The sequence below is a fragment of the Micromonospora sp. NPDC048999 genome (assembly GCF_040649295.1).
Taxonomy (GTDB): domain Bacteria; phylum Actinomycetota; class Actinomycetes; order Mycobacteriales; family Micromonosporaceae; genus Micromonospora.
Map to the genome: position 1 here is coordinate 50796 of NZ_JBEZFI010000026.1, position 12270 is coordinate 63065.

At 71.2% G+C, this 12270-nt stretch carries 12 protein-coding genes; 8 read left to right on the plus strand and 4 right to left on the minus strand.

Annotated features, from left to right (window positions below; genetic code table 11):
• Positions 1 to 155: 155 nt before the first annotated feature.
• Together AB0C02_RS23245 and AB0C02_RS23250 are read left to right on the plus strand one after the other, a co-directional pair.
• The gene (locus tag AB0C02_RS23245; RefSeq protein WP_357550889.1) at positions 156 to 1145 is read left to right on the plus strand and encodes a 4-hydroxy-3-methylbut-2-enyl diphosphate reductase; all 990 of its coding nucleotides are present in this window, start codon (positions 156 to 158) and stop codon (positions 1143 to 1145) included.
• Positions 1146 to 1186: 41 nt separating this feature from the next.
• Positions 1187 to 1546: a hypothetical protein gene (locus AB0C02_RS23250; protein WP_357550890.1), complete on the plus strand. Its 360-nt coding sequence runs from the start codon at positions 1187 to 1189 to the stop codon at positions 1544 to 1546.
• Between the two features lie 82 nt (positions 1547 to 1628).
• Here the strand turns inward: AB0C02_RS23250 and AB0C02_RS23255 are convergent, their stop codons facing one another.
• A complete protein-coding gene (locus tag AB0C02_RS23255) occupies positions 1629 to 2801 on the minus strand; it encodes a DNA recombination protein RmuC (protein ID WP_357550891.1) in 1173 nt (390 codons plus the stop codon).
• A 54-nt stretch (positions 2802 to 2855) separates the two neighbouring features.
• Here AB0C02_RS23255 and AB0C02_RS23260 point away from each other — a divergent pair, with 54 nt between their 5' ends.
• Entirely contained in the window at positions 2856 to 3710 is an 855-nt protein-coding gene (locus AB0C02_RS23260; RefSeq protein WP_357550892.1) for a hypothetical protein, read from the plus strand.
• Positions 3711 to 3792: 82 nt separating this feature from the next.
• Here the strand turns inward: AB0C02_RS23260 and ppc are convergent, their stop codons facing one another.
• Positions 3793 to 6579 (minus strand): phosphoenolpyruvate carboxylase, encoded by a 2787-nt coding sequence (gene ppc, locus AB0C02_RS23265; RefSeq protein ID WP_357550893.1) that lies wholly within the window; start codon positions 6577 to 6579, stop codon positions 3793 to 3795.
• A 255-nt stretch (positions 6580 to 6834) separates the two neighbouring features.
• On the opposite strand from ppc, the gene AB0C02_RS23270 reads away from it, so the two are divergent.
• Positions 6835 to 7245 carry a VOC family protein gene (locus tag AB0C02_RS23270; RefSeq protein ID WP_357550894.1) on the plus strand — a complete coding sequence of 137 codons (411 nt, stop codon included), beginning with the start codon at positions 6835 to 6837 and terminating at the stop codon, positions 7243 to 7245.
• Positions 7246 to 7275: 30 nt separating this feature from the next.
• On the plus strand, positions 7276 to 8316 hold the full coding sequence (locus AB0C02_RS23275; protein ID WP_357550895.1) for a S66 peptidase family protein: 1041 nt from the start codon (positions 7276 to 7278) through the stop codon (positions 8314 to 8316).
• An 82-nt stretch (positions 8317 to 8398) separates the two neighbouring features.
• Here the strand turns inward: AB0C02_RS23275 and AB0C02_RS23280 are convergent, their stop codons facing one another.
• Positions 8399 to 8608 carry a winged helix-turn-helix domain-containing protein gene (locus AB0C02_RS23280; RefSeq protein ID WP_357550896.1) on the minus strand — a complete coding sequence of 70 codons (210 nt, stop codon included), beginning with the start codon at positions 8606 to 8608 and terminating at the stop codon, positions 8399 to 8401.
• A 207-nt stretch (positions 8609 to 8815) separates the two neighbouring features.
• On the opposite strand from AB0C02_RS23280, the gene AB0C02_RS23285 reads away from it, so the two are divergent.
• Complete coding sequence (locus AB0C02_RS23285; protein ID WP_357550897.1) at positions 8816 to 9124, plus strand: hypothetical protein; 309 nt, start codon at positions 8816 to 8818, stop codon at positions 9122 to 9124.
• A 21-nt stretch (positions 9125 to 9145) separates the two neighbouring features.
• On the opposite strand, the gene AB0C02_RS23290 is transcribed toward AB0C02_RS23285, so the two are convergent.
• Positions 9146 to 10084, minus strand: coding sequence for a cyclase family protein (locus tag AB0C02_RS23290; protein ID WP_357550898.1), 939 nt, complete (start codon positions 10082 to 10084; stop codon positions 9146 to 9148).
• Positions 10085 to 10259: 175 nt separating this feature from the next.
• Between AB0C02_RS23290 and AB0C02_RS23295 the strand changes: the two genes are divergently transcribed.
• Together AB0C02_RS23295 and tnpB are read left to right on the plus strand one after the other, a co-directional pair.
• Positions 10260 to 10844, plus strand: coding sequence for an IS607 family transposase (locus AB0C02_RS23295; RefSeq protein WP_357550924.1), 585 nt, complete (start codon positions 10260 to 10262; stop codon positions 10842 to 10844).
• 306 nt (positions 10845 to 11150) lie between these two features.
• Positions 11151 to 12212 carry an IS607 family element RNA-guided endonuclease TnpB gene (tnpB, locus tag AB0C02_RS23300; RefSeq protein ID WP_357550899.1) on the plus strand — a complete coding sequence of 354 codons (1062 nt, stop codon included), beginning with the start codon at positions 11151 to 11153 and terminating at the stop codon, positions 12210 to 12212.
• Positions 12213 to 12270: the final 58 nt, after the last annotated feature.

A 12270-nucleotide genomic window follows, 5' to 3' on the forward strand; every position in this document is an offset into this window, starting at 1 on the left:
GGCCCACCCCCGACGAGACCGCGTTGATCATGAGGTTGACCGCGATGTCGATCTCCCTGACCGCCGCCAACCTCATGATCGACGGGGTCGGGGGAGGCCTGGGTGCCGCCGGCTGCAGGCGGTGCTTGGGGGTGCGGGGCACGTACGATGGTTGGGTGACTGAGGCTGAGACGACTCCCCGGACCGGCAAGCGCGTGCTCCTGGCCAAGCCCCGCGGTTACTGCGCGGGCGTGGATCGGGCGGTGCAGACCGTCGAGGAGGCGCTGAAGCTCTACGGTGCCCCGATCTACGTGCGGAAGCAGATCGTGCACAACAAGCACGTGGTGCAGACCCTGGAGGCCCAGGGCGCGATCTTCGTGGAGGAGAACGAGGAGGTGCCGGAGGGCGCCACCGTCATCTTCTCCGCGCACGGCGTGGCCCCCGAGGTCTATGAGCAGGCGAAGGCGCGCTCGCTCAAGGCGATCGACGCGACCTGCCCGCTGGTCACCAAGGTGCATCACGAGGCCCGCCGGTTCGCCGCCGAGGACTACGACATCCTGCTGATCGGCCACGAGGGACACGAGGAGGTCATCGGCACCGCCGGAGAGGCCCCCGCGCACATCCAGCTCGTGGACGGCCCGGACGGCGTCGAAAAGGTCACCGTGCGTGACCCGAACAAGGTTGTCTGGCTCTCCCAGACCACTCTCTCGGTCGACGAGACCCTGGAGACCGTGGCGCGGCTCAAGCAGCGCCTGCCGCTGCTCCAGTCGCCGCCCAGCGACGACATCTGCTACGCCACCTCCAATCGGCAGCACGTGGTGAAGGAGATCGCCCCGGACTGCGACGTGGTGATCGTCGTCGGCTCGCGCAACTCGTCCAACTCCGTACGCCTGGTCGAGGTGGCCCTGGACGCGGGCGCCCGCGCCGGGCACCTGGTCGACTTCGCCCACGAGATCGACGACGCCTGGCTGGCCGATGCCGGCACGGTCGGCGTCACCTCCGGCGCCAGCGTGCCCGACGAACTGGTCCAGGAGGTGCTCGTGCACCTGGCGGAGCGGGGCTTCACCGACGTCGAGGAGATCATCACCGCCAACGAACGGTTGACTTTCTCGCTGCCGCAGGAGCTCAAGCGGGACCTGAAGGCCGCCGCGGCGGTCCGCGGCTGATGCGGCGGAACGGATTCGTCATCCGGCACGTCCAACCGCTCATGAAGACTCCTCGGAGGGTGTTCGTCGCCCTGATCGCCTGCGTCGCGCTGGCGGCCTGCGCCAGCCCTGACTCGACGGGCGGCCCGGTGACCCCCGATCCCAGCGCCACCTCGAGTGACCCGGCGGCCCCCACCGGCCCGGCGGCGACGTCGCCCGGCACCACCACGCTCACCGGCACCGTGCAGGCCGGGGTGGAGCCGAACTGCCTGCTGCTGGACGGCAACCTGCTGGTCGGCGGCCCGCGTCAGGTGCTGAAGGCGGGTGCCCGGGTGACCGTCACCGGCCACGCCCAGCCGGACCTGATGACCACCTGTCAGCAGGGCACCCCCTTCGTCGTAGAGGCCGTCAAACCCGCCTGACCACCCCCACCCGTTACCCCCGGCTGCCCCGCTCCCTGTTGGGGGCGGGGCTTTGGAAGCCCCGGGTGGGTCAGCCTGTCGGTCATTCGACCGGTGTGGACACCGGGTCGGCGTCGCCCGACCGCAGCTCGGGAGCCTGCGGCTGGCGGGGTGCCACCTCCACCTGCGCCGGGGCGGCCAGCTCCTCGTCGGAGACGCCCAACTCGGCCAGCTTGCGGGCGCTGACCAGCACCCGCGCCTCCAACGAGCCGACCGCCCGGTTGTACGCGGTCACCGCCCCGCCCAGCGACGCGCCCAACTTGCCGACGTGGTCGCCCAGGGTGGACAGCCGCCCGTACAGCTCGCGGGCCAGCGTGTGCACGGTGGCGGCGTTGCGGGCCAGCGCCTCCTGCCGCCAGGAGTAGGCCACCGTGCGCAACAACGCCACCAGGGTGGCCGGCGTGGCCAGCACCACGTCGCGGGCGAAGGCGTGCTCCAGCAGCGTCGGGTCGCGCTGCAACGCCACGTCGAGGAACGGATCGGCCGGTACGAAGAGCACCACGAACTCCGGGGCCTGATCGAACGCGGCCCAGTAGGACTTGGCCGCCAGCGCGTCCACGTGCGCCCGCAGGTGCCGCGCGTGCGCGTCGAGGTGGGTGTCCCGCCCCCGCTCGTCGCGCGCCTCCATCGCGGTCAGGTACGCGTCGAAGGGCGCCTTGGCGTCGACCACCACCGTCCGGCCGCCGTGCAGCCGGACCACCAGGTCGGGGCGTACCCCCTGGTGGTCGGTGGCGGCGGTGACCTGTTCGTTGAAGTCGCAGTGCTCCAGCAGGCCGGCCGCCTCGACGATCCGGCGGAGCTGGTGTTCACCCCACCGGCCGCGGACCTGCGGGGCGCGCAGCGCGGCGACCAGTTGCTTGGTCTCGGTACGCAGCTCGCCGGAGACCGTGCTCATTGCGCGCACCTGCTCACGTAGCTCCGCGTACGCGTCGACCCGGTCGCGTTCCAGCTCGGCGACGCGCTGCTCGTAGCGCCGGAGGGTGTCGTGCAGCGGCGCCACCGCCCGCGCGACGGCCTCCTGGGACTGCGCGGTCGCCTCGTAGCTGAGCGCCCGCATCGACTGCTCCAGCCGCCCCTCACCCTGCCGAGTGGCGGCGAGCGTCGCCTCCAGCCGGGCGACCTCGGCCGCCGACCGGGCCCGCGCGGCCAGCCAGCCCACCGCGCCGCCTGCGGCGAGACAGATGATCACTATGGCCAGCGTTGCGAAGGTCGTCACCCTCGGCAGCTTGCCAAATGGGTGCGACGTGACCTTCGTAGGTACCGTCGGGTCATGAAATCTCTGCTGTGCTTGGTCCTGGTGTTGATGCTTGGAGGTGCGTTGGTGTTCTGGCGTGGGGGAAACAGGTCCCGGAAAGCCAGCGAGCTGGCCGACGCCCGGGCCGAGGCGCAGCGCTGGTACGAGCGACTCGGCGGGCAGTTGATGAACCTGCACGGCGACGCCCCGGCCGTACGCCAGGCGCTGGCCGACGCGGGCGAGCGGTACAACGCGGCCGGCTCCCAGTTGGAGCAGGCGCGTACCCCGCACCAGCTCGGGCTGGCCCGGGAGACCGCGCTGGAGGGGCTGGCGTACATCCGGGCGGCGCGGACCGCGATGGGCATCGACCCGGGGCCGGAGCTGCCGTCGTTGGCCGCCGCCCGGAACGCCGGGATGCTCACCAAGGAGCGCGAGGTCAACGTGCAGGGGCAGACGTTCCGGGCCGGGCCGCAGCCGAGCGACGGCACGCCGTACTACTACCCGGGCGGCAACATGCAGGGGCGGCCGGTGCCGGCCGGCTGGTACTCGACGCCGTGGTGGAAGACCGCGCTCGGCGCCGGCGCCGGTGTGCTCGGCGGCATGCTCATCGCCGACGCGCTCTTCTCGCCCGCCTTCGCCGACCCGGGCCACGGCCACGGGGCCGGCTACGAGTCCGGCTACCAGGAGGGTTTCCAGGACGGCGTCGGCGACGGTCAGGGCTACGGCGACCAGGGCGGCAACGACTTCGGCGGCAACCAGTTCGCCGACTACCAGGGCGACTACTCCGGCGGCGGCGGTGACTACGGCGGCGGTGACTTCGGCGGCTTCGGCGGCGGGGACTTCGGCGGCGGCGACTTCGGTGGCGGGGACTTTGGTGGCGGCGACTGGTGACCGTTGACGCCCTCCGGCGCCAGTACTAACAGGGGCCCCCTGCTATGCGCGAAATGCGTTAACAGGGGGCCCCTCCTTACCTTCAGCCGGTGTTGCGCATGCCGGCGGCGATGCCGTTCACCGTGGTGAGCAGCGCCCGCTCCAGCGCCGTACCGTCGTTGGGGCCGCGGCGTCCGCCGGGCGCGGTAGCCACCGAGCGGCCGGCGGCGCCGGAGTCGCGGTACTGGCGCAGCAACGCCACCTGGAGGTGGTGCAGCGGCTCCAGGTAGGTGTCCCGCACGGCCAGGGTCCGCTGCAGGACGGGCGAGCCGTCCAGCAGGGCCGGCGAGGCGGTGACCGCCAGCACCTCCTGCTTGGTCAGCTCGTACTCCTGCCGGATCTGGTCGAAGATCGGGTGCAGCTTCTCCGGAACCAGCGTCTCCACGTACCGGTGGGCGATGTGCAGGTCGGTCTTGGTCAGCATCATCTCCACGTTCGACAGGAACGTGCGGAAGAAGTGCCAGTTGCGGTGCATCTCGGCGAGCACGTCCGCCCGACCCGCGGCCCGCGCGGCGGCCAGGCCGGATCCCACGCCGAACCAGCCGGGGACGATCTGCCGGGTCTGGGTCCAGCCGAACACCCACGGGATGGCCCGCAGCCCGGACAGGCCGGCGCCGGTGTTCGGCCGCTTCGCCGGCCGGGAGCCGATGTTCAACGCGCCGAGCAGTTCCGTCGGCGTGGAGGCCCAGAAGTAGGCCGGCAGGTCCGGGTCCTCGACAAGCGACCGGTACGACCGGAACGCCGCCTCGGAGACCACGTCCATGGTGGCGTCCCAGCGTTCCAGCATCTCGGCCGGCTGTCGGGGCGCGGTGTGCAGCAGCGTCGCCTGGAGCACCGCCGCGACGGTCAGCTCCAGGTTCTCCCGGGCCAGCGCGGGCAGCGTGTACTTGTCGGAGATGACCTCGCCCTGCTCGGTCACCTTGATCGCGCCGTCCAGCGTGCCGTACGGCTGGGCCAGGATCGCGTCGTGGGTGGGGCCGCCGCCCCGGCCCACCGTGCCACCCCGGCCGTGGAACAGCCGCAGGTGTACGCCGTGCCGGGCGGCCACGTCGCGCAGCGCGCGCTGCGCCCGGTGGATCGACCACTGGCTGGTGGTGATGCCGGCCTCCTTGTTGGAGTCGGAGTAGCCCAGCATCACCTCCTGCACGTCACCGCGGGCCGCGACGAGCGCCCGGTACGCGGGCAGCGACAGCAGCTCGTCCAGCAGTTCGCCGCCGCTGTTCAGCTCGGCCGGGGTCTCCAGCAGCGGCACGATGCCGATCCGGGCCCGCCCGCTGTGCACGTCGATCAGGCCGGCCTCGCGGGCCAGCACCACCGCGGCGAGCACGTCGTCCACGCCGAGGGTCATCGAGATGATGTACGACTCGATCACTTCGGTGCCGAACCGGTCCTGCGCCTCGCGGATCGCCCCGAACACGTCGAACGTCTTCTGCGCGTTCTCGGTGAGCGGGGTGTCGAGGGTGGAGAGCGGTCGGCGGCCGGCCAGCTCGTCGGCGAGCAGCTTGGTGCGCTCCAGCCGACTCAGCGACGGGTAGTCGGACACCTCGCCGACCGCCGCATAGAGCTGGGCGAGGACCGCGTGGTGCGCCTCGGCGTGCTCCCGGACGTCCATGGTCGCCAGGTGCAGCCCGAACGCGGAAACCGTACGGATGGTCGAGGCGAGCCGGCCCACCGCGGTCAGCTGCCCGGAGTTGCGGGCCAGCGAGGCGCGCAGCAGCTCCAGGTCGGCGATCAGCTCGGCCGAGCCGCGGTAGTCCCGCCCCGGCATGTGCGCGGTGCCGGTGCGCAGCCGCTCCCGGGTGTTGGCCAGCTTCGCCTTCACGCAGCGCGCCTTGAGCCGGTAGGGCTCCTCGGCGTTGACCCGACGGAACCGGGGCGCCACCTCGGGCAGCGCGTCCAGGTCGGCGGCGAGGCTGGCGGAGAGGTCCAGCGAGACCGCCCGCAGCCGGCGGGAGACGGAGACCTCGCGGATGAGCACGTCCATCGCCTTCTCGGTGGCCTCGATGCCGTGCTCATGCTGGATCCGCAGCACCTCGCGGGTGACCGCGGGGGTGACGAAGGGGTTGCCGTCCCGGTCGCCGCCGATCCAGGTGCCGAAGGTCAGCGGGCGGGCGGTCGGTGAGGTCTCCACGCCCAGGGTGCGCAGCGTGTCCGCGAGATCGTCGAGGACCTGCGGGGCGGCATCGGCGTAGAGGTCGCGCAGGTAGTAGATGGCGTTGCGGGCCTCGTCGGTCGGGTCGGGCCGGTCCAGCCGCAGCTCGTCGGTCTGCCACATCAGGTCCAGCAGCTCGGCCAGGCGCCGGTTGGCCGGGCCCTCGTCGCTGGCCCCGTAGAGGATGGCGTTGGCGGTCTCGGCGTCCAGCTCGTCGGCGACGGCGCGCAGCTTGGACAGGATCGACCGGCGGGCCGCCTCGGTCGGGTGGGCGGTGAAGACGGGGCGTACCGCGAGCCGCCGGGCCACCGCGGCGATCTCCTCGGCCGGCACCCCGCGCTCGGCGATCATCCGGGCCGCCTGGTCCAGCCAGCCGCCGTGGATCGCCCGGCGGCGGCGCAGGTCGCGGGCTCGGTGCACCTGCTCGGTGATGTTGGCCAGGTGGAAGTAGGTGGAGAAGGCCCGGGCCAGCTTGGTGCCGGTGGTGACGTCGAGCCCGGTGAGCCGCTGGGCGGCGGCGGGGGCGTCGGAGCGGACCTGGGTGCGGATCTCCTCGACCAGGTCGAGGAGCGGTCGGCCCTCCTGCCGGGCGAGGGTCTGCCCGAGCAGCGTGCCGAGGCGGCGGATGTCGGCCCGCAGCGCGGCGTCGGGGCCGTCGTGGTCGTGCTGGTCGGTCACGGGTGCGCTCCTTACGAGAGTACGAAGGACAGCGCTGTCCGACTCTCTGGATCGTATCCGCGTCGGGTCGCCTGACAGGAGGGGGACGGCGTGATGATCTACACTCTGAGACGGGCCTGTCGGCTCAGCCTCGGGCGACCGGCCTGCCTTGGGCGACCGGCCCGGCCGGACCAGCGGCCAACGTTCCGGCTGGTGCCTCGTCCCTGATTGCGGCGTTTCGTACCGCTGGACCCCGGCCGGTGTCAGGCTGGCGGCATGGCTCGTGATGACCTGCCGAACCCGACTGAGGGCATCCTGCTCGCCCACTTCGTCGTGGCGGCGGACGTCGCCCGGTCGAGGGCGTTCTACCGGGACGTCCTCGGCGGCACGGTGGTCCGGGAGGCTGAGCCGGCCATGGTCCGGCTGGCCAACAGCTGGGTGATCATCGCCGTCGGCGGCGGACCGACAGAGGACAAGCCCGACGTGACGCTGGAGACGCCGACCGACCTGCATCGGACCACCGCCTTTTTGAACATCCGGGTGGCCGACATCCAGGCCGTTCACGACGAGTGGACCGCCCGGGGTGCGCGATTCTTGACCGCGCCGAAGGACCGGGGTAGGGAGATCCGTTGCTACCTGCGGGACCCGGACGGCCATCTGATCGAGGTCGGGCAGACGGTCGAATAACCCGGTGGCGGGGGCCGGTAGCGTCGGGACATGACGCCGTTGCGCTATCCCGCCAAGCCGAAGTCGGGCGACCGGGTCGCCGTGGTCTCGCCCTCCGCCGGGCTGCCGGGCCTCTTCCCGCACGTGTACGAGTTGGGCCTGCGCCGGCTGCGCGAGGAGTTCGGGCTGGAGCCGGTGGAGTATCCGACCACCCGGCAGATGGGGGCCGACCCGCGGGACCGGGCGCGCGACCTGACCGCCGCCTTCGCCGACCCGACGATCACCGCCGTACTCGCCACCGTCGGCGGGGACGACCTGGTCACGGTCACCCCGTATCTGGACGACGAGGTGCTGCGGGCCAACCCGAAGCCGTACTTCGGCTACTCGGACAACACCAACATCCTCAACCACCTGTACCGGCTGGGGATGGTGGCGTACCACGGCGGGTCGGTGCTGGTGCACCTCGGCCGGTCCGGCAAGCCGCACCCGCTGACCTTCGACTCGCTGCGTGCCGCCCTGTTCACCTCCGGCTGGTACGAGTTGACCCCGGCCGCCGAGTGGGGCGACCAGCCGAACGACTGGCGGGACCCGGCGACGTTGGCGTACGAGCCGGTGATGTTCCCCGGCGAGGGCTGGCGGTGGTACGGGCCGGCGTCCGTCGTGCAGGGCCGCACCTGGGGTGGCTGCCTGGAGATCCTGCACTGGCTGATGGCCACCGACCGGGTGCCGTCGGCGGCGGAACTGGCCGGGTCGGTGCTGGTCTTCGAGACCTCGAACGAACTGCCGTCGGCCACCGAGGTCTTCCGCATCGTGCGCAACATGGGGGAGCGTGGGCTGCTCGCCGCCTTCCCGGCGATCGTGGTCGGCCGCCCGAAGGCGTGGGACTTCGACAAGCCACACACGCCGGAGCAGCGGCGTGAGTGGAGCGAGGCGCAGCGCGAGGCGATCCTGAAAGCCCTCGCCCCGTACGCCGACGACCCGGTGGTGGTCTTCGACGTCGACCTCGGCCACACCGACCCGCAGCTGATCATCCCGTACGGCGGAGAGATCCGGGTCGATGCCGTCGAGCACCGCATCGCGGTGCGCTACTGATCCTGTTCGTCAGTGGAACGTCATGGAGGTCAACGAACGGGTTTGACATCCATGATGTTCCACCGAAGCCCCGCGTTCGGGGTTAGCGCACGAACACGCCCTCGCCCTGCCGGCCTTCGATCAGACCCTCGGCCTTCAGGATCAGCAGTGCGGTGCGGACCGAGCCGTAGGAGACGCCGTACATCTCGATCAGCCCCTGCGTCGTGGGTAGCTGATCGCCGGGCTTCAGCGTCCCGGCATTGATCTGGCTGCGGATGGCGGACGCCACCTGCTCGTACTTAGGTGTGCTCACGGTGTCTCCCTGGCTCGCAGAGCCAAGTAGATCACCAGAAATCGACAGCGTCTATAACGTCGACACTGTCGACAATGTCGACGAGCGGCGATACAGTGTGTCTACTCGCCCTGGCTCGCAACCGGGCTGAGCATCGAAGATGTAGGGCGGCCCGGGGTGGAGGTGGCACTCCGTTCCCCGGGCCTTGACCGGGAAGGAGCCCGGCCCATGAGTAACTTATCGAACACTGCCCACCCGCCCTGGTGCCTGCGGGGCCCGGACTGCGCCGGCCCGAACGACCTGCACCTGTCCCGCCTCATCGGCGCGGCCGTTTGGGGCGACGAGGTGATCCAGGTCAGGATCGGCCTGTGGCGGATGGACGTCGGTCCCACCCCGCCCTCCGGCCTGCTGCTGGAACTCTCCGCCGGCTCGGAGGTCGACCGCTGGCCGATCGACCTGGCCCAGTCCCGTTCGCTGGCCCATCTGTCTCAGCGGCTGGTACGCCAGCTTGGTCCGGGCTCGGCCCGAGCCGCTTGACGGTCCGCCGAGCCGCACGGATCAGGCGTCGACGATGGCGAAGGCGCGGACCGGGAAGGTGCCCATGCCGGCCACCCTCGGCGGCGCGGCAGTGAACCGGAACCCCTCCGGGGGCAGGTCGCCCAGGCCGGTCAGGTGCTCCACGATCGGGATGCCGGCGGCGAGCAGGGCGCTGTGGGCCGGGCGCTGGCCGGCCGCCGCCGGAGTCATGTCGTCGATGTTGATCGAGTCGATGCCGACCAGGGTCGCCGCCGCCGCCACCAGCCAGTCGGCACCGTCCCCGGTCAGGTAGGGCGCGTCGGGGTCGGCGTACCGGTCGGTGCCGAAGTGCGCGTCCCAGCCGGTGTGCAGCAGCACCGCCCGCCCGGCCACGTCGTACGGGGCGAGCATCAGCTGGTCCACCGCTCGGGTGCCGGCGGGCACCCGGACCACGAGCCCGGGCAGGTCGGCGAGCCGGTCCAGCGGTACGTCGGCGAGATCGGGGCCGTCGACCCAGCGGTGGGCGGGGGTGTCGAGGTACGTGCCGGTGTTGGCGATCATGTTGATCCGGCCGACGTGGAAGTCGACGCCCGGAGCGTAGTTCGCCCGGGACGCCTCCCGGGTCAGCCAGTCGGTGATCCGGGGCGCCGGCCAGCCGGGCAGCGTGATCATCCCGTCGGTGATCACGTGGCTCAACTCGACCAGCCGCCGTTGCGCTGCCCCGGCCGGGTTGCCCGCCTCAACCGCGCCGGCTGGGCGGGTTCCGCGGCCGCCCTTGTGCGGTTCCTCGATGATCGTCTTGTGGTCGATCCGCACCTCGGCGACCATCAGTAGCCCGAGGTGCCGGACGAACAGCGCGCCAAGATCTTCGTCGGAGATCTCCCGGCCCGGGATGTCCAGCCGGAAACCGTCGACCCGCAGCCCGCCACCGTTGGCGAAACTGACCTCTGCGTCAAACTGCGCCCGAAACTCGTCGATCACGCCCCCCACCGCACCACGCCGGCAGGATCCGCGCAACATCGCGAAAGTAGTGGCAGCCAGCCCGGCCGGATACCACTACTTTCCGGAAGTTGCGCCCAGCGGGGGCCGGGAGGGGGTTAACAACTGCTCGTGGTTGAGTGGTCTTTGACGCTCGCAGGAGCGCTATGATGGCGTGGTGAATTTGAAGGAATGGGCGGCGTCTCAGGGCGTCGCGTATGTCACCGCGCGGCGGCAGTACGCGGCTGGGACGTTGCCCGTTCCCACCTACCGGTTAGGTCGGCTCATCATGGTGGGTGAACCGTTACCTGCTGCCTTGGCTGGTGCCGAGCGTGTGGTGGTGTACGCCCGGGTTTCATCCGTTGATCAGCGCGCGGATCTGGATCGGCAGGTTGCTCGGGTGGTCACGTGGGTGACTGGTCAGAATCTGCCGGTGTCGCAGGTGGTGACCGAGGTCGGGTCCGCGCTTGACGGGTATCGCGAGAAGTTCCTCGCTCTGCTGCGTGATCCCACGGTGACGACGATTGTGGTGGAGCATCGGGACAGGTTCGCCCGTTTCGGGGTCGAGTACGTGGAAGCGGCCCTGGCCGCGCAGGGTCGCAGGCTGTTGGTGGTCGACCCGGCGGAGGTCGACGACGATCTTGTCCGGGACGTCACGGAGGTCTTGACCTCGTTGTGCGTGCGCCTGCACGGTCGCCGGGCCGCCGCGGATCGGGCGCGTCGGGCGGTCGAGGTCGCCACCGGGCAGGACGGGCCGGTGTGACGACGATTCAGGCGTACCGGTTCGCCCTGGACCTGACCCCGTGGCAGGAGCGGGCGGTGCTGGCGCACGCGGGCGCGGCCCGGGTCGCATACAACTGGGCGTTGGCCAGGGTGAAGGCGGTCATGGACCAGCGTGCCGCGGAACGCACCTACGGCGTGTCCGATGAGTTGCTGACCCCCGCCGTCGGGTGGAGCCTCGCCCAGCTGCGTAAGGCGTGGAATGTGGCGAAGCCGGACGTGGCGCCGTGGTGGGCCGAATGTTCCAAGGAGGCGTACAACACCGGCCTAGGACAACCTGGCACGCGGTTTGAAGAACTGGTCCGACTCCCGCGCCGGGGAACGCGCCGGCCGGCGTGTGGGATTTCCCCGGTTCAAGTCCCGGCGTCGGTCGACACCGTCCGTGCGGTTTACCACCGGCGCGATCCGCGTCGAGCCCGACCGCAAGCATGTGGTGCTGCCCCGGCTGGGACGGTTGAAGACCCACGAGTCGACGCGCAAACTCGCCCGCCGCGTCGAGGTGGGCACGGCCCGGATCCTGTCCGCGAGCGTGCGTCGAGACGGTGGGCGGTGGCATGTCGCGTTCTGCGTCGAGATCGACCGGGCCGAACGCTGTCCGGCGCGCCCGCAGGCGGTGGTCGGCGTCGATGTGGGAATCACCCATTTGGCGGTGCTGTCCACCGGCGAGATGCTGCCCAACCCCCGCCACCTCGATGAGGCGGCCCAGCGGATGCGCCGCCTGGCCCGGCAGATGTCGCGGCGCGTCGGCCCGGACCGGCGCACCGGGCAGCGGCCGTCGAAGCGGTGGGAACGCGCCCGCCGGCATGTCGCGCGGGCGCATGCGCGGGTGGCGAACCTGCGCCGCGACGGCCTGCACAAGCTCACCACCAGACTCGCGCGCAAGTACGGCACGATCGTGGTCGAAGACCTCAACGTGGCCGGCATGCTCCGCAACCGGCGCCTGGCCAGACACATCGCGGACGCCGGCTTCGGTGAGATCCGTCGGCAGGTGAAGTACAAGGCCGAATGGAACGGCGGCCGGCGGATCCTGGCCGACCGCTGGTACCCCTCCAGCAAAACCTGTTCGGGCTGCGGCGCGGTGAAAGCCAAGCTGCCGCTGCGTGTCCGAACCTACACCTGCACCTGCTGCGGTCTGGTCCTCGATCGGGACCTGAACGCCGCGCGTAACCTTGCCGCGATCGCGCGTGAGGCGAGCACCGCCGGGAGTGGCCCGGTGGCAGGACGTGGAGCCGACCGTAAGACCCGCCCCGGCGGGCCGGTGGCCGTGAAACGTCAACCCGGCACCGCCCAGGCGGGCAAGACCGGGACCGTCCCACCGCAAGGCGGGACATATCAACCAGGCGCTCGCTAGAGCGCACTGAGGGGTAACGGGATAGGCTCGGTGGGTTCGCCCCCCCGTCCAGCTGGAT